At 69.1% G+C, this 16151-nt stretch carries 18 protein-coding genes; 14 read left to right on the top strand and 4 right to left on the bottom strand.

What is annotated here, in order from left to right; genetic code table 11:
* Positions 1-2: 2 nt before the first annotated feature.
* From N2M23_RS06310 to N2M23_RS06295, 4 genes are read left to right on the top strand one after another with little or no spacing between them, the layout of a single operon-like run.
* Entirely contained in the window at positions 3-1358 is a 1356-nt protein-coding gene (locus N2M23_RS06310; protein WP_425270193.1) for a dipeptidase, read from the top strand.
* Positions 1355-2332, top strand: coding sequence for a nucleotidyltransferase domain-containing protein (locus N2M23_RS06305; RefSeq protein ID WP_265444127.1), 978 nt, complete (start codon positions 1355-1357; stop codon positions 2330-2332). The genes N2M23_RS06310 and N2M23_RS06305 overlap by 4 nt, the downstream gene beginning before the upstream one ends.
* Positions 2215-3249, top strand: coding sequence for a glutathione S-transferase family protein (locus N2M23_RS06300; protein ID WP_265444126.1), 1035 nt, complete (start codon positions 2215-2217; stop codon positions 3247-3249). Before N2M23_RS06305 ends, N2M23_RS06300 begins: the two co-directional genes overlap by 118 nt.
* On the top strand, positions 3246-4226 hold the full coding sequence (locus N2M23_RS06295) for a nucleoside hydrolase (protein ID WP_265444125.1): 981 nt from the start codon (positions 3246-3248) through the stop codon (positions 4224-4226). The genes N2M23_RS06300 and N2M23_RS06295 overlap by 4 nt, the downstream gene beginning before the upstream one ends.
* On the opposite strand, the gene N2M23_RS06290 is transcribed toward N2M23_RS06295, so the two are convergent.
* Positions 4211-5152 carry a phosphotransferase gene (locus N2M23_RS06290; RefSeq protein WP_265444123.1) on the bottom strand — a complete coding sequence of 314 codons (942 nt, stop codon included), beginning with the start codon at positions 5150-5152 and terminating at the stop codon, positions 4211-4213. The genes N2M23_RS06295 and N2M23_RS06290 overlap by 16 nt on opposite strands.
* A 102-nt stretch (positions 5153-5254) precedes the next feature.
* Between N2M23_RS06290 and N2M23_RS06285 the strand changes: the two genes are divergently transcribed.
* From N2M23_RS06285 to N2M23_RS06270, 4 genes are all read left to right on the top strand, one after another.
* A complete protein-coding gene (locus N2M23_RS06285) occupies positions 5255-5950 on the top strand; it encodes a M50 family metallopeptidase (RefSeq protein WP_265444122.1) in 696 nt (231 codons plus the stop codon).
* Between the two features lie 93 nt (positions 5951-6043).
* Positions 6044-6346: a hypothetical protein gene (locus N2M23_RS06280; RefSeq protein WP_265444120.1), complete on the top strand. Its 303-nt coding sequence runs from the start codon at positions 6044-6046 to the stop codon at positions 6344-6346.
* Between the two features lie 24 nt (positions 6347-6370).
* Positions 6371-7399: a glycerate kinase gene (locus N2M23_RS06275; protein WP_265444118.1), complete on the top strand. Its 1029-nt coding sequence runs from the start codon at positions 6371-6373 to the stop codon at positions 7397-7399.
* Positions 7400-7506: 107 nt separating this feature from the next.
* Positions 7507-7872 (top strand): HesB/IscA family protein, encoded by a 366-nt coding sequence (locus N2M23_RS06270; protein ID WP_171154896.1) that lies wholly within the window; start codon positions 7507-7509, stop codon positions 7870-7872.
* A gap of 126 nt (positions 7873-7998) precedes the next feature.
* Here the strand turns inward: N2M23_RS06270 and N2M23_RS06265 are convergent, their stop codons facing one another.
* Complete coding sequence (locus N2M23_RS06265; RefSeq protein WP_265444117.1) at positions 7999-9300, bottom strand: M20/M25/M40 family metallo-hydrolase; 1302 nt, start codon at positions 9298-9300, stop codon at positions 7999-8001.
* A gap of 22 nt (positions 9301-9322) precedes the next feature.
* On the opposite strand from N2M23_RS06265, the gene N2M23_RS06260 reads away from it, so the two are divergent.
* The 5 genes from N2M23_RS06260 to N2M23_RS06240 all read left to right on the top strand — a co-directional run bounded on the left by N2M23_RS06260 (position 9323) and on the right by N2M23_RS06240 (position 14271).
* On the top strand, positions 9323-10309 hold the full coding sequence (locus N2M23_RS06260) for a carbohydrate kinase family protein (protein ID WP_265444115.1): 987 nt from the start codon (positions 9323-9325) through the stop codon (positions 10307-10309).
* Between the two features lie 28 nt (positions 10310-10337).
* A complete protein-coding gene (gene aat / locus N2M23_RS06255; protein WP_425270192.1) occupies positions 10338-11027 on the top strand; it encodes a leucyl/phenylalanyl-tRNA--protein transferase in 690 nt (229 codons plus the stop codon).
* Between the two features lie 127 nt (positions 11028-11154).
* The gene (ctaC, locus tag N2M23_RS06250; RefSeq protein ID WP_265444114.1) at positions 11155-12084 is read left to right on the top strand and encodes an aa3-type cytochrome oxidase subunit II; all 930 of its coding nucleotides are present in this window, start codon (positions 11155-11157) and stop codon (positions 12082-12084) included.
* A gap of 2 nt (positions 12085-12086) precedes the next feature.
* The gene (ctaD, locus tag N2M23_RS06245; protein WP_265444112.1) at positions 12087-13862 is read left to right on the top strand and encodes an aa3-type cytochrome oxidase subunit I; all 1776 of its coding nucleotides are present in this window, start codon (positions 12087-12089) and stop codon (positions 13860-13862) included.
* A 7-nt stretch (positions 13863-13869) separates the two neighbouring features.
* Positions 13870-14271, top strand: a complete 402-nt coding sequence (locus tag N2M23_RS06240) for a cytochrome c oxidase subunit 4 (RefSeq protein ID WP_265444111.1) — start codon at positions 13870-13872, stop codon at positions 14269-14271.
* 67 nt (positions 14272-14338) lie between these two features.
* On the opposite strand, the gene N2M23_RS06235 is transcribed toward N2M23_RS06240, so the two are convergent.
* A complete protein-coding gene (locus tag N2M23_RS06235) occupies positions 14339-15157 on the bottom strand; it encodes an alpha/beta hydrolase family protein (protein WP_265444110.1) in 819 nt (272 codons plus the stop codon).
* 34 nt (positions 15158-15191) lie between these two features.
* On the opposite strand from N2M23_RS06235, the gene N2M23_RS06230 reads away from it, so the two are divergent.
* Positions 15192-15761, top strand: a complete 570-nt coding sequence (locus N2M23_RS06230) for a PadR family transcriptional regulator (RefSeq protein WP_265444109.1) — start codon at positions 15192-15194, stop codon at positions 15759-15761.
* Positions 15762-15768: 7 nt separating this feature from the next.
* On the opposite strand, the gene N2M23_RS06225 is transcribed toward N2M23_RS06230, so the two are convergent.
* On the bottom strand, positions 15769-16128 hold the full coding sequence (locus N2M23_RS06225) for a metallopeptidase family protein (protein ID WP_265444107.1): 360 nt from the start codon (positions 16126-16128) through the stop codon (positions 15769-15771).
* Positions 16129-16151: the final 23 nt, after the last annotated feature.

Raw genomic sequence — 16151 nt, 5'->3', positions numbered from 1 at the left:
CCGTGACTGACGACACCGCCGCAACGGACACCCTCCGCACCAAGGTCAGCGAACTCATGGACGGCGTCCGCGCCGACCTCGAGGCATTGACCCGCATCCCGAGCGTCTCGCTGGATTCCTTCGACCAGACCCAGGTCGACCGAAGCGCGGACGCGGTGGCGGACCTGCTGCGCGCCGAGGGCCTCGACGTCGAAATCGTGCGCGAGGGTGGGCGACCCGCGGTGATCGGCCGCTTGGCCGCGCCCGCGGGCGCGCCGACCATCACCCTCTACGCCCACCACGACGTGCAGCCCCCGGGCGAGGACGCCGACTGGGACACCCCGCCGTTCGAGCCGACCGAACGCGGCGGTCGGCTCTACGGCCGCGGCGCTGCGGACGACAAGGCGGGTGTCATGGCGCATGTCGCGGCGCTGCGCGCACACGACGGCAAGCCGCCGGTCGGCGTCAACATCTTCGTCGAGGGCGAGGAAGAGGTCGGCTCGGACTCGCTCGCCACCATCCTCGACAAGCACGGCGACAAGCTGGCCGCCGACGCGATCGTCCTCGCAGACTCGACCAACTGGAAGGTCGGCGTCCCGGCCCTCACCACGACGTTGCGCGGCATGATCCGGGTCGTCGTGAGCGTGCGGACACTCGATCACGGCGTCCATTCGGGCATGTTCGGCGGAGCCGTGCCGGACGCCATCAGCTCGCTGATCCGGTTGCTCGCCACCCTGCACGACGACGCCGGCGACGTCGCCGTCCAGGGGCTGAAGTCGGGGGCGGCCGCCGACCTGGACTTCGACGAGGCACGGTTGCGCGAGGAGAGCGGCCTGCTCGACGGCGTGCAACCGATCGGCACCGGTTCGCTGTTGTCCCGGCTGTGGACCAAGCCGGCGATCACCACGATCGGCATCGACGCACCCGCGGTCGACGCCGCGTCCAACACGCTCGTGCCGTCCGCGCGGGCCAAGGTGTCGATGCGGATCGCACCGGACGAAGACCCGCGCGCGGCATACGACGCACTGCGCAAGTACTTGACCGAGCACGCGCCGTGGGGCGCGCAGGTCGAGGTGAGCCTGGACGACGAGGGCGCCGGTTTCGACGCCGACGCCCAGGGGCCGGTGTACGACGTGGCGCGCAGCTCATTCACCGATGCGTGGGACGGCACCGACCCGGTCGACATCGGCGTCGGCGGCTCGATCCCGTTTGTCGCGGCGTTCGCCGAGAAGTTCCCCGACGCCGCGATCCTTGTGACCGGCGTCGAGGATCCCGACTCCCGCGCGCACGGCGCCAACGAGAGCCTGCACCTCGGCGAGTTCGAGAAGGTCTGCCTGGCCGAGGCGCTGTTGCTCGCCCGGTTGCCGCAGGCGAAGTGACGCTCGACCCGGCTGTCGCCGGAGCCATTGCCGACTTGCCCGACGGCTACGCGCAGTTGCTCGACCGGGTGGTGGTCCGGCTGCAGGACGACGGCCGGGTAGCGGCACTGTGGCTCGGCGGTTCAATCGGCAGGGGAGTCGCCGACACCGGGAGCGATCTCGACCTGATCGTCACGGCTTACGAGCCATCCGTAGTCGCCGCTGACGGCGCGGTCGTGTGGGACTTCCTCGACCCGGTGTGGACCTATGAGATCGCAGGGATGGCAGGGAGTTTCGCACTGTTGACCCGATCCGGGCTGCGAATCGACATCGTGCTCGAGGGTGTCGCGGAGACGGGCTCGTCGCCATATGTCCATCGGGTGGTGGTGTTCGATCGGCGCCCGGATCCGGTGCTGCCGCAGGCAATCGGCGCCGAAGGCGACCGTCCTGACATGGCGCGGATGGAGGGAATCGCCGCAGAGTTCGGTCGGCAGCTGGCGATCTTCCCCGATGCCGTGGTCGCCCGTGGCGACTGGTTACTCGGACAGGAGGCGGTGCACAACTGCCGGCGCTTCCTCTACGAGCTTTACGTCATCTCCAACGCGCCGTTGCCGCCAATGGGTGTCAAGCAGTGGTCGGCGAAATTGACGGCGGGACAACAGCGTCGGTTGTCGTCGCTGCTGCCGCCCGTAGCAGACCGCGCGGCCGTCGTCGCCGCCATGTGTGAGGTGGCTGCCGTCATACGCGCTGAGGGAAGGGCGCTCGTCGAGCGCGCCGGGGGAGTGTGGCCGGATGAGATCGTGCAGGCCGGGCTGGCCCGATGGGCCGCGCGAGGTCTGCCTGATCCGGTGCCTGGCCGCGACGGTAACGTCTGGCCATGGCACAGGGCAGTTACGTGGAACCGTCGTTCAAGCGCGACACCAACTACATCCCCGATCGCATCACCCGTGACGCGCGGGACGGCTGGCCGGTGGAGCCGGGTCGCTACCGGTTGATCGCCGCGCGCGCCTGCCCGTGGGCGAGCCGGGCCATCATCGTGCGTCGGCTGCTCGGCCTCGAGGACGCGATCTCGATGGGGCTGGCCGGGCCGACCCACGACGCGAACAGCTGGACCTTCGATCTGGACCCGGGCGGCCTGGACCCCGTCCTGCAGATCCCACGGCTGAAAGATGCCTACGACAAACGGTTTCCGGGCTACCCACGCGGCATCACCGTGCCGGCGATGGTCGACGTGCCGAGCGGCGGCGTGGTCACCAACGACTTCGCGCCGATGATCACCGACCTCGCCACGGAGTGGACCGAGCACTTCCGCGACGGCGCGCCCGACCTCTACCCGGAGGGGCTGCGGGCCGAGATGGACGAGGTGACGCGACGCGTCTACACCGAGGTCAACAACGGTGTCTACCGCTGCGGCTTCGCCGGCAGTCAGGGGGCGTATGACGAGGCCTACGCCCGTCTCTTCACGGCCCTCGACTGGCTGGAGGAGCGCCTCGCCGGGCAGCGCTACCTCATGGGTGACACGATCACGATGGCCGACGTCAACCTGTTCACGACGCTCGTCCGCTTCGATCCGGTCTATCACGGGCACTTCAAGTGCAACCGCGGCAAGCTGATCGAGCTGCCGGCGCTGTGGGGTTACGCCCGTGACCTGTTCCAGACACCCGGCTTCGGCGACACCGTCGACTTCACCCAGATCAAGCGGCACTACTACGTCGTGCACCGCGACATCAACCCGACCGGCATCGTCCCTATGGGCCCGGACCTCAGCAACTGGATGACTCCGCACGGCCGAGAGTCCTTGGGCGGTAAGCCTTTTGGTGCCGGCACGGCCCCGGGGGAGATCGCTGTCGCCGAGCGGGTGCCCTCGGCCGACAACCCCGCGCTCGGCCCGGACGGACTGCTGCTCACGTGACCACTCCGGTCGTGATGGACGTCGACACCGGGGTCGACGACGCGTGCGCACTGCTGCTCGCTGCGCTGCACCCGGCGCTCGACCTGCGGGCGGTGACGTGCGTCGGCGGCAACACCGATGCCGCCCAGGTCACGGCAAACACGTTGGCAGTGCTGCAGATCGCCGGCCGTGAGGACGTGCCGGTCGCGATGGGGGCGGAGCGGCCGCTGCTGGAGGAGCCCGTGCACGCCCGCCATGTGCACGGTGAGGACGGAATGGGCGACCTCGGCTGGGCGACCACGGCGCGCGCTCCCGACCGGCGGCACGCCGTCGAGCTGCTGCGCGACGTACTGCTCGCCTCGGCCGACGACCCCGTCACCTTGGTGCCGACCGCCCCGATGACCAACATCGCGTTGTTGCTGCGGACCTATCCGCAGGCGGCGGAGGGCATTTCACGCATCGTCTTCATGGGAGGCGCCGCGCGCCACGGCAACGCGACCGCCTCGGCGGAGTTCAACGTCTTCCACGACCCGGAGGCCACGGCGATCGTGCTGGATGCCGCGGCCGGGCTCGGCATACCGGTGACGATGTACGGCCTCGACGTGTTCTACGAGCCGTCGGTGACCCGTGCGCAAGCGGCGTCGTTGTCGGCCGTCGGCGGACACGGACCGGCTCAGCTGGGCGGTGAACTCATCGGGTTTCAGTGCAACCGCTTCGGATCCGACTCCGCCACCATCGGCGACGCAGGTGCGGTTTGCGCCGTGATCGACCCCGACGGCATCCGTACCACCCCACTTCCGGTCCGGGTCGAACTCGCCGGTCGGTGGTCGCGGGGACAGACGATCGTCGACCCCCGCGACTGGAGCGGCGACCTCGACCACGATCCGCACGGCCGCTCCCGCGCGGTCGTCGACGTCGCCCTCGAGGTGGATGCCGAGCGTTACGCGGACCTCTGGCTGCAGACCGTTGGCGCGACCTCGGCTCAGCGCGGCCGGTAGGCGTCGACCGAAGCGACGTGCGCGGCGCCGTCGTGCACCCGACCGGCGACCTCGCCGATGTCCGCGGACCCGGCCGACCAGCGGCCTGCCCGCCATACGACACTGCCCGCCAGGCGGCGCAGGACGAGTTCTGGCAGCAGCCAGGTCTCATCGCGGGTGAGGTCCAGGGTCTGGTCGAAGATCTCGTGCACCAAGGCAATCTGGGAGCGGCCACGCTCGGTCCAGGGGTCGCCGCCGAGCGTCAGCATCGCGGTCGCGACGTCGCTCGCCCGGCAGTCCCAGCCGGATATCTCGAAGTCGAGCAGCCCGGTGATGACGCCGTCCTCGATGAGCGCGTTCGACATCGCGATGTCACCGTGCACGACCTGTCGGGGCAGGTGCGCGGATCGGCGTCGGACATCGGCGTCGGACGACAGCACGTCCCGTAGCCACCCCGAGTCGACTCCCTCGTCGTCGAGCCGGCCCAGCAGGGCTTCGATGTCCCGCGAGCCGGGGTGGATTTCGGTCAAGCCCGTCGACGTCCAGTCCCGCATCGCGACATCGGTCGGCGCCGCGCCCAGGACGCGCACCAGAGTGGCGAATGCCATTGCGGTTAACGCTATTTCGGTGTCATCCCGGGTTGGTCTCCGCCCGGGGATGAACCGGTGCACCGAGATCGCCCGACCGTCGGCGTGCCGCGCGAAGGTTGCGCCGGCTCGGGTGGTGAGCGGCTCGGGCACCGCGAACGGCAGACCCTGCCGTCCCAGCCAGCCGAGTAGAGCGTGCTCCCGGCGGACCTGCTCGACTCGCAGGTTCTCGTACTGCCTCCAGACGAATCGCTCCTCGCCCGAAGTCACCAGGCGCACTTCGTTGTTGGTGCCGTGCTCGGGCGCACGCACCTGCGTCGGCGTGGGCAGGCCCCACGCGGACAGGTCGGGTGCGATCACATGCGTCAGCATCGGGCGTCGACGGCTGTCGCGCAACGGATTTGCCGGCGGCACAGCACGCTCATAACGGAACACCGCTGCCGCGCCGGCCGTTGCGACGGCGTGGACGAATGGTGGCAACGCGCGACGGCGACCAACGCGCCGCTGGACGCACGGGCCACGGCCGCACTCGCCGTGCTGGCTGCCGCATGCATCCTCTGGGCGCCGGCGTGGCGCGCCAGCCGGCACCTGGTGACCGTCGCCCACGAGGGCGCGCACGGCGTCGTCGCGTTGCTCGCCGGGCGCAGCCTGTCCGGCATACGACTGCACTCGGACAGCTCCGGCCTCACCGTGTCGCGCGGCCGGCCCCGCGGGTTCGGCATGGTGGCAACGCTGTTCGCCGGGTATGTCGGGCCGGGTGTGCTCGGCCTGCTGCTGGCGTTCGTGCTACACAGCGGACACGCGGTCGGGGCGTTGTGGTTGTTGCTTGCTGCACTTGCGTTGCTGTTGCTGCAGATTCGCAACCTCTACGGGTTGTGGGTGGTGCTGGTCAGCGGCGTCGCGCTGTTCGCGGTCACCTGGTGGCTCTCCGATCAGGTGCAGGTCGCCGTCGCGCAGACGATCACCTGGTTCCTGCTGCTCGCGTGCCCCTGGTCGGTCATCGATCTGCAACGCACCCGCCGTGCCGGGCGCGGCCGGGGCTCCGACCCCGATCAGCTCGCGCGCATCACGCCGTTCCCGGCCGGGTTGTGGGTGTCGCTGATGCTGCTCGTCGGGCTCGGCTGCCTCGGCCTCGGCGGGTGGATGATGCTCGTGTGACCGGTGCACCGCGACTGTCCTTTCCTGCGAGCGTCGTGGGAAAAGTGCAGTTGCCGAGGGGGCGGCTGCGGGCCTGCGGCATACGCTCGGGTGATGGACCTGGAGGAGATCGACGCCTTCACCCGGACCCTGGCCGGTTGCAAACGCAAGGGCCACTCGGGTCGCGTCGCCTGGTTTGTCGACGACCGACTCGTCGTACGACAGGACGAGCCCGGAACCGTCCTGGTACGAGTTGATTTCGCCGACCGGGAGCGACTGCTCGACGCGCACCCGGACACCTTCGGGGTGCCGCCGCGTTGGGAACGGCACCAGAAGGTGCAGGCCGACCTCGACGGTGACGCCGACGCGATCCGCACCGCCATCCGGTTGGCCTGGGAGATGCAGCGTCAGCATTGACCGGGTGACCCGCACAATGGAGCGGTGCGAGTCCTCATCTGCAGTGACCACTGGGCCGACCTGTCTGCCGACGGGGTGACTGCCGCGATCGCCGAGGGCTGGCAGCAGCGACAGCCCGACGTCGGCGTCGAGGCGGTGCCGTTCTCGGCGGGCGGGATCGGTTTCGTCGACGCGCTTGAGCGCAGTCTCGGGGGAGTGGTCGGGGCTGCCGGCCACCTGGACCACGACGGCGTCACCTATCTCGACTCCGCCGAGCTGAGCCCGGATGGCGACTCCGCGCCGCTGGGCCGCGCGATCGGCGCCGCACTCGACCAGGGCGCCGGACGCGTCGTGGTCGGCGTCGGTGAGGTCGCCGGGGTCGACGGCGGGCACGGTCTGATCACCGCATTGGGCGGTCACCCCGATCTCGCCGTCGCGCTGCCCGCCGCCCGTGAGCGGCTCACCGGCATCGGGCTGACCGCGGCCTGTGACAGCGACATCCCGCTGCTCGGACTACAGGGCGCGGCCGCTGCGGCCGTGGAGGGGCTCGGCTGGACCAAGCAGGAAGCGCAGGACCGCGAGCGCGCGATGGGCGCGTATGCCGATCAGGTCCGCCGATTGATCCCTGCCCGGACCGACCTGCTCACCGGTAAGGAGCACCGCACCGACCGGGAGCCCGGTGCCGGGGCCGGCGGCGGCGTCGGGTTCGGTCTGGCGGCGCTCGGGGCGCAGCTGCGACCCGGGCCGGAGTTCTTCGCCGAGACGGTCGGCCTCGCCGCCCGCGTCGCCGAGAGCGACCTCGTCGTGGTCGGCACCCGAGTCTTCGACTGGCGCAGTCTCGAGCACGCGGTTGTCGCGACCGTCGTCGGCGCGGCCGGCGACGCCGCCAAGCCATCGCTGGTGCTCGCCGAGCAGGTCGAGGTCGGTCGGCGCGAAACCATGTCGCTGGGGGCCTCTGCGGCATACGGATTGGTCGACCCGATGAGCCGTCGCCCAGCGCCCGATCGCGCCGACCTGCCGCAGGCGTTGCAGACCACGGCGCGCCGACTGGCAGGCACCTGGCGCGGTGTCTGAGCCGGCGACGTACGCTGGTGGGACAGACGCGGGAATGATCGGCCGGCACCCACTGTTGGACCTGCTGACCGTGACCCCGTTCATCCGTGCGAGAAGGAATTGATGCAATGAGCGTCGACACCAACGCCACCCAGGCCACCACCGACACCCACGGTGTCGTTCTCACCGACGTCGCCGCCGGCAAGGTCAAGAGCCTGCTCGAGCAGGAGGGTCGCGATGACCTGCGCCTGCGCGTCGGCGTGCAGCCCGGCGGCTGCTCCGGCCTGATCTACCAGCTCTACTTCGACGAGCGCACCCTCGACGGTGACCTCGTGCGGGACTTCGGCGGTGTGGAGGTCGTCGTCGACCGGATGAGCTCCCCCTACCTCGAGGGCGCCACCATCGACTTCGCCGACACCATCGAGAAGCAGGGCTTCACCATCGACAACCCCAACGCGGGCAGCTCCTGCGCCTGCGGCGACAGCTTCAGCTGAGTCTGCGGCTCCTCGCAAACACCGGAAAAGGGGCGGTGTTCACGAATCCAGTTCGTGAACACCGCCCCTTTTTCGCGTCGGTCAGTTGAGCGGGACGCCACCGGTCAGAGAGTCGAAGGCGGCCGCTCAGAGACCGCGCAGCAGCCGCTCGTACCAGCGGACGCCCTCGAGCAGCGACTCCAGCGTCAGGTGCTCGTCCACGTTGTGCAGTGACTGGCGTTGCGCCTCGCTCATCCGAAACGGATTGAAGCGGTAGCAGTTTCGCCATACCCGCTGGAAGTGCCGGGCGTCGGTTGCGGCCATCACGACGTAGGGGACCGGTATGACGTCGGGCATCACCTCGCGGGTGACCTCCTCCAACAGCTCGTATGCCGCGCCGACCTCCGCCACCGGGCTGGGCTCGTAGGCGTCCCGCACCACCACCTCGACGCGCTCACCGACGACGTCCCGGATCCGCGCGACCGCCTCATCGACGGTCTCGGTCACCGACACCCGCACATTGACCCCGGCGCGGGCGGTGGTGGCCAGCACGTTGTGTGCGGGCGAGCCCTGCAACTCGGTCACCGCGTAGGTCGTGCGCACCATCGCCGCGGTGGCCGGTCCGAGCCGGGCGAACACCCGGGCCAGCGGCCCCCGGAGCGCACCTGCCCGCCCGAGCACTGCCCCGAGCGGACCGCCCACCGCAGCCGCCAGCCGTTGCAACATCAGCACGCTCGCGTCGGGGAGCGCCACCGGCGCGGGATGCCGCTCCAACTGCAGGACCGCCCGCGCCAGCAGGGCCGGAGCACCGCGCCGGGGCGGCATCGACGCGTGGCCACCATCGGCGGTGGCAACGAGTTCGAGATCGACCACGCCCTTCTCGGCCAGCCCGATGACCGCGATCGGCGCGGAGACACCGGGAAAGGCGCCGCTGACCGCCATACCGCCCTCGTCCAGCACCAGCCACGGGTCGACGCCGTGCTCCTGCAGCTGCGCGACCGCAGCCTGCGCGGTGTGCCCGAGAGTCTCCTCGTCCGAGCCGAACGACAACCAGACGTCTCGCTGCGGGGTGAACCCGTCGGCGAGCAGACCTTCGACGGCGGCGCAGATCGCGACCAGCGAACCCTTGCAATCCAGCGTCCCGCGCCCCCAGATCACTCCGTCGACGATGTCGCCGCCGTAGGCCGGGTGCGCCCAGTCGTCGCGGGTGTCGACCGGCACCACGTCCTGATGCGCCATGAGTATGACGGGGGCCGCGCCACCACGGCCCGGCCACCGCAACAGCAGCGCGTGCTCCGGCAATGGCACCTGCTCGCAGGCGGCGAACAGCAGCGGGAAGTGGGCCCGCAGGTCGGCGTGCAGGCCGTCGAACTCGGCGTCGTCCTTGGCCGCACCGGCGACGGTGCGCCGGCGGATCGCGGCCTGCAGTGCCGCGGCGGCGTCTGGCATGGGTGGAGGATAGGTTGTCGCCATGAAGATCGCCGTCACCGGTTCCATCGCGACCGACCATCTGATGACCTTCAAGGGCCGCTTCGCAGACTCCCTCGTCGTCGAGCAACTCGACAAGATCTCGGTGTCGTTCCTTGCCGACGATCTGCAGATCCGCCGCGGAGGCGTGGCCGCCAACATCTGTTTCGGAATGGGCAATCTCGGCCTCTCGCCGATCCTGGTCGACGCGGTCGGTGAGGACTTCGCCGACTACCGCTCGTGGCTGGAGCGCCACGGCGTCGACTGCGACTCGGTCTACGTCTCGCAGACCAAGCACACCGCGCGATTCGTGTGCACCACCGACGACGACATGGCTCAGATCGCGACCTTCTACGCCGGCGCGATGAGCGAGGCTCGAGAGATCGAGCTCGCCCCGGTTGCCGCGCGCGTCGGCGGGCTCGACCTGGTCATGGTCGGACCGTCGGACCCGGAGGGCATGCGCCGTCATACGGTCGAGTGCCGGCAGCGCAAGATCCCCTTCATCGCCGACCCGAGCCAGCAGCTGGCGTTCGCCGACGGGCCGTTCATCCGCGACCTAATCGCCGGTGCCGAATACCTGTTCACCAACGAGTACGAAGCGCAGCTGACCGAGCAGAAGACCGGCTGGTCGGCCGACGAGGTGCTCGACCAGGTCGGCACCCGGGTGATCACCAAGGGCAAGGACGGCGCGGTCATCCTGCGCAAGGGGGAGGACCCGATCGAGATCCCGGTCGCCGGTGAGGTGAAGCGGGTCGACCCGACCGGCGTCGGTGACGCGTTCCGGGCCGGGTTCCTGGCCGGTCTCACCTGGCAGTTGCCGCTGCGCACCTGCGCCGAGATCGGTTCGATGCTCGCCACCTACGTGCTGGAGACGGTCGGCACCCAGGAGTACGTGCTGCGGCAGGGCGATTTCCTGCGCCGGCTGGGGGAGTCGTACGGCGCCGACACCGTCGCCGCCGTGGAGTCCCGCCTGAAGTGCCCGCGAGCCTGATCCTCAACTTGACGTTGAATCTCACGTCGTGCCGATCGAACCGCCACCGACCGAGTGGAACCTCGGTGACCAGGACCTGCACCTTCCGCAGGACCTGATCGCGGTCGGCGCCGACCTGGCGCCCGGCACCCTGCTCGCCGCCTACCGCAGCGGACTGTTCCCGATGGGCATCGGCGACGACGGGCGGCCGCCGATCGGCTGGTGGTCCCCGCTGCAGCGCGGGGTGCTGTTGCCTGGCGAGCATCGGGTGCCGCGCTCGCTGCGCCGGTCTCGCCACCGCTTCCGGGTGACCACCGACGAGGCGTTCGACGAGGTCGTCGCCGGCTGCGCCGACCCCAGCCGGGACGGCCGGTGGATCACCGCTGATGTCGCGGACGCCTACGCCCGACTGTTCCAACTCGGCTGGGCGCACTCGATCGAGGTGTGGGACCAGGACGACCAATTGGTCGGCGGCCTGTACGGCGTGTGCACCGGCGGCCTGTTCGCGGGGGAGTCGATGTTCCACCGGGCGACCGACGCCAGCAAGGTGGCGCTCTGGGCGCTGGTCGAGGTGTTCTTCGCCGACGCAGATGCGCGGCGGCTGATCGACGTGCAGTGGCAGACCGATCATCTGCGCACGTTGGGTGTGCGCGAGATCACCCGCCGCGACTACCTGAGGCGCCTGGAGCAGGCCGCGGCCCTCGCCATACCCGCCGTATGGCGCGACGAGCCCGCTTGAGCGACCAGCCCCGCTCCGGCGTAAGGCAATTGACGCGACACCGAGCCGACACCGAGCACCGCCCTGGCGACGTGAACGAACGAGGCTGGGATAGGGTTTCCCCGTGCCCGGATCAGACAATCGCCACGTGAAATCCACACGTCGCTCACAGCCCCCGCGGGGCCGGCGACACCGAAAGGTCGGCTTCGCCGCCCTGATCGGTCTCAGCGCTCTCGTGCTGACGGGGTGCACCCCCGTGGAGAAGCGCGGCTACCTGCCGGACGGCGTGACCAACCTGTCCAAGGAGATCGAGGACTTCTGGGTGTCCAGCTGGGTTTGGGCGCTCGCGGTCGGTGTGCTCGTCTGGGGCCTGATCCTCTACTGCGTGGTGCGCTACCGCCGCAAGAAGACCGACGTCGGCCTGCCGCCGCAGCTGGCCTACAACGTGCCGATCGAGATCCTCTACACCGTCGTGCCGATCTTCATGGTCGCAGTGCTGTTCGGTAAGACCGTCGAGCTCGAGAACAAAATGCTCGACACCAGCCAGAAGGCGGACGTCACGGTCAACGTGGTCGCCAAGCAGTGGTCCTGGGACTTCAACTACGTCAACGCCAAGGTGTATGACGCGGGTGTGCAGGCCGACATGAGCGCGCCGAACCCGGAGGAAACCATCCCGACGCTCTACCTGCCGGTCAACAAGCGGGTCGAGTTCGTGCTCACCTCGCGGGACGTCATTCACACCTTCTGGGTGATCCAGTTCCTGCAAAAGATGGACGTCATCCCGGGCAAGGTCAACAAGTTCGCGGTCACCCCGACCCAGATCGGCACCTACCAGGGCAAGTGCGCCGAGCTCTGCGGCGCCTACCACTCGCAGATGTTGTTCAACGTCAAGGTGGTCAGCGAGGCCAACTACAACAAGAAGATGGAGCAGCTGCGCCAGCGCGGCCAGACCGGCTTCCTGTCCAACGCTCTGGACCGCAACGGCTCGGAGATCGTGCCCAAGGACGCCGCCAAGCTGCAGCAGTTCCTGCCGCAGGGCACGGACAACTCCGACATCGTCACTGAAGGGGCGAAGTAGTCATGGCGAGCATCGCAACACCTCGCGTCGGTGACTCGGGTGACGCCGGCGACGCACGTGCGGCGGCGCGGGCGCGCACGCGCCATCCGGGCCGCACCATCGTCAAGTGGATCACCGCCACCGACCACAAGGTCATCGGCAACCTCTACTTCATCACCTCGTTCGCGTTCTTCCTGATCGGCGGTGTGCTGGCGCTGCTCATCCGCGCCGAGCTGGTCGCACCCGGCCTGCAGGTCGTGGACAACCCCGAGCAGTTCAACCAGCTGTTCACCATGCACGGCACGATCATGCTGTTGCTTTTCGCGACACCGCTGTTCGCCGGGTTCGCCAACGCGATCATGCCGCTGCAGATCGGTTCTCCCGACGTGGCGTTCCCGCGGCTGAACATGTTCGCCTACTGGCTCTACCTGTTCGGGGCGTGCATCACCACCGCCGGCTTCCTCACCCCGCAGGGTGCGGCCGCGTTCGGTTGGTTCGCCTATGCGCCGCTGTCCAACGCGACGTACAGCCCCGGCCTCGGCGGCAACCTGTGGGTGTTCGGTCTGGCCCTCGCCGGTTTCGGCACGATCCTCGGGTCGGTCAACTTCATCACCACGATCATCTGCATGCGCGCACCCGGCATGACGATGTTCCGGATGCCGGTGTTCACCTGGGGCATCCTGATCACCTCGATCCTGGCCCTGGTCGTCTTCCCGGTGCTGGCCGCCGCGATGTTCGGCCTCGGAGCCGACCGGGTGATGAACGCGCATGTCTTCGATCCGGCCACCGGCGGCGCCATGCTCTGGGAGCACATGTTCTGGTTCTTCGGGCACCCGGAGGTCTACATCATCGCGTTGCCGTTCTTCGGCATCGTCTCGGAGATCCTGCCGGTCTTCTCCCGCAAACCGATCTTCGGGTATAAGACGCTGGTCTTCGCGACCATCGCGATCGCCGCCCTGTCGGTGAGCGTGTGGGCGCACCACATGTACGCCACCGGCCAGGTGCTGCTGCCGTTCTTCGCGGTCATGACGATGCTCATCGCGGTGCCGACCGGGGTGAAGTTCTTCAACTGGATCGGCACGATGTGGGGCGGCTCGCTCACCTTCGAGACCCCGATGCTGTGGGTCCTCGGCTTCCTGGTGACGTTCCTGTTCGGCGGTCTGACCGGTGTGATCCTGGCCAGCCCCGCGCTCGATTTCAACCTCACCGACTCCTACTTCGTGGTTGCGCACTTCCACTACGTGGTGTTCGGCACGGTCGTGTTCGCGATGTTCGCCGGGTGGTACTTCTGGTGGCCCAAGCTGACCGGCCGGATGCTCGACGAGAAGCTCGGCAAGCTGCACTTCTGGCTGCTGTTCATCGGTTTCCACACCACCTTCTTGATCCAGCACTGGCTGGGCGTGAAGGGCATGCCCCGTCGGTATGCCGACTACCTGCCGGCCGACGACTTCCAGTGGATGAACGACATCTCCTCGGTGGGCGCCTTCATCCTCGGCATCTCGATGCTGCCGTTCCTTTACAACGTCTGGAAGACCTGGCGGACCGCTCCGATGGTGGGCACCGACGACCCCTGGGGTTACGGTGCTTCACTGGAGTGGGCGACGTCCTGCCCGCCGCCGCGGCACAACTTCGACTCGATCCCGCGGATCCGTTCGGAGCGTCCGGCGTTCGACCTGCACCACCCGGAGGCCGCCGCCTGGTCGGTGAAGGCCGCACCGGACACGCTGTCCCAGCTGGTCGGCTCGGCGGACCACGGTGCGCAGAGCTTCGCCGGCGAGTCCAGCCCCAAGGAGAAGTGACGCTGCTGTGAAGGTCGAATTCAAGCTGTTCTCCCTGCTGTTCGCGTTCAGCGCGATCATGGGCATCATCTACGGCGTCTTCACCAAGTGGGAAGAGCCGGTCGGCACCGTCGCGCTGTTCCTGACCGCCGGGCTGTGCATCATGATCGGCGGGTTCCTGTGGTGGACCGGTCGCAAGATCGACCTGCGTCCGGACGACGACCCGCTGGGCGAGATCTCCGACATCGAGGGCGACTACGGCTTCTTCAGCCCGCACTCCTGGTGGCCGCTGTTCCTCGGTGCGTCCGGTGCGCTGATGTTCCTCGGTCTGGCCGTCGGCTGGTGGCTGGTCATGCTGGCGGTCCCGTTCGTGGCGGTCTCCGCGATCGGCTGGGTCTTTGAGTACTTCCACGGCGAGCACTCCATCTAGGAGTTACTCACGACGCTGGCGCGGCGCCCGCCATACCCCCTCCGGTATGGCGGGCGTCTCCGCGTTGTCACCCGCCGACGTAGTCGCCCCGTAACCAGCTGACGATCGTGGCGAACAACGGCGTCGGCCGATCGGCGCCGCCGGCGAAGGTGGACACCAGGTCCCAGCCGTGACCGGTGGGAGTGGACACGAAGCGGTGCGGACCCGACGCGGTCGCGGTGGCCGCCCGCAGCCCCGCGGCATCGGTGTCGGTGTCGTCCTTACTGGCCGCGACCAGGAGGGGAGTGGAAAGGCCTTTGGCCGCGACCTTTGCCTCCGGGACGTCGGACCAGTTGGTCGGACCGGACAGGTCGACGGTGACATCGGCGCCGGACGTCCGCGCGGTGCCGAGCGCGATCGACCCACCCATCGAGGCGCCGACCACACCGACGCGGGTGGCGCCGCGAGCCTTCGCCCACGCGACGGCACCGCGCACCTGCTGCGTGGGTGTCAGCGTGCAGGTGGACTCGCCATACCCGCACAGGTCGAGCGACAACGTGCGAATCCCCTTGTCGGCGAACAACTTCGCGCCGCTGGTCCAGCCGCAGAGGCCATCACCGTTGGTCTGGTGCAGCAGCACCGCGACGGCGGCGCCGGTGCCCCGCTCGGCCGCGGACAGCCGCTGGCCGGCGACGCCGACTGAGACTCTGCGCGCGCCGGCAGCCACGCTGCCGCAGCGGTCGACCAGGCTGACCGGGCCGGACGAGGTGGCGGACGTCGGGCTGCTCGCCAGTTCGGACCGGAGGGCCGGACTGCCGTCGGAGGAGGCACCCGCACCGGACGAACCCGACGACCCGCAACCGGCGAGCAGCACCGTGGACAGAGCCAGGGCGAGTCGCGCGCGCATATGACAACTTTGACATAGTTGGGGGATGGCGGCGGTGGAATCGACGAAGCAGGTGTCGGCGCTCGGACGCGCCCTGCTCAGTGTGCTGTGCCGTCGGGAGGCGACCGGCTACGAGCTGTCGCGGGCGATGAGCAACTCCACCGACTACTTCTGGACCGCTCGGCACAGCCAGATCTACGCCGAGCTCGCCCGCCTGGAGACCGCCGGGCTGGTCCGGCACACCGACATCGCCGCAGCCGGCCCCCGGCAGAGCAAGCGCTATGCGGTGACCGCAGCCGGCCGACGGTCGGTGCTGCACTGGCTGCGCACCGAGCCGGAGGCGCACGTCGACCGCGACCCGGTCATCCTGCGGGCGCACGCGCTGTGGCTGTTGCCGCCGGACGAGGCTCTCGAGGTGTTGGCCGGCATCGAGGACGCGAGCCGGGAGCGGCTCACGCTCTATCGGTCGTTCGAGCGCGAGCTGGACGACGACGGACAAGCCCGCACCGCGAGCCACCCGGACTTCGGCAGCTGGGCGACGGTCCGCGCCGGCATTGAGTTTCACCAGGGCAGACTGCGCTGGTGCCGGGACGTGCGCCGGCGGCTGCAGCAGGAGGACGGCTGAATCTGCTTCAGCCCCAGCCGAGTTCGTGCAGACGCGCGTCGTCGATTCCGAAGTAGTGGCCGATCTCGTGCAACACGGTCACCCGGATCTGCTCCAGCAGTTGGGGGCGGCTACCGCAGTAACGAGTGAGTGGTCCGCGGAAGATGTAGATGTGATCGGGCAGGTTGCCCAGGCCATAGCCCTCGCCACGCTGGGTGAGCGGCACCCCGACATACAGGCCGAGCAGGTTCTGCGGACCGTCCGCGGGTGGCTCGTCCTCGACGGTGATCGCGACGTTCTCGAGCCGGTCGAGCAACTCCTGCGGGATCGAGTCGAACGCGTCGCCGACGGCTTCCTCGAACTCCGCACGAGTCATCGGGATCGGCATGGCAACGAGCCTACGGGGCGGCG

This window comes from Flexivirga meconopsidis, assembly GCF_026162425.1.
GTDB classification, from domain to species: Bacteria; Actinomycetota; Actinomycetes; order Actinomycetales; family Dermatophilaceae; genus Flexivirga; species Flexivirga meconopsidis.
Note: the sequence above shows the minus strand (reverse complement) of the source record. Positions and strands in the feature narration are given on the sequence as shown.

Bases quoted from the DNA above. Each gene is read 5' to 3' on its own strand.
- ctaD (WP_265444112.1), top strand. From the start codon at position 12,087: ATGGCGAGCATCGCAACACCTCGCGTCGGTGACTCGGGTGACGCCGGC.
- N2M23_RS06280 (WP_265444120.1), top strand. From the start codon at position 6,044: ATGGACCTGGAGGAGATCGACGCCTTCACCCGGACCCTGGCCGGTTGC.
- N2M23_RS06260 (WP_265444115.1), top strand. From the start codon at position 9,323: ATGAAGATCGCCGTCACCGGTTCCATCGCGACCGACCATCTGATGACC.
- N2M23_RS06300 (WP_265444126.1), top strand. From the start codon at position 2,215: ATGGCACAGGGCAGTTACGTGGAACCGTCGTTCAAGCGCGACACCAAC.
- N2M23_RS06235 (WP_265444110.1), bottom strand. From the start codon at position 15,157: ATGCGCGCGCGACTCGCCCTGGCTCTGTCCACGGTGCTGCTCGCCGGT.
- N2M23_RS06270 (WP_171154896.1), top strand. From the start codon at position 7,507: ATGAGCGTCGACACCAACGCCACCCAGGCCACCACCGACACCCACGGT.
- N2M23_RS06225 (WP_265444107.1), bottom strand. From the start codon at position 16,128: ATGCCGATCCCGATGACTCGTGCGGAGTTCGAGGAAGCCGTCGGCGAC.
- N2M23_RS06265 (WP_265444117.1), bottom strand. From the start codon at position 9,300: ATGCCAGACGCCGCCGCGGCACTGCAGGCCGCGATCCGCCGGCGCACC.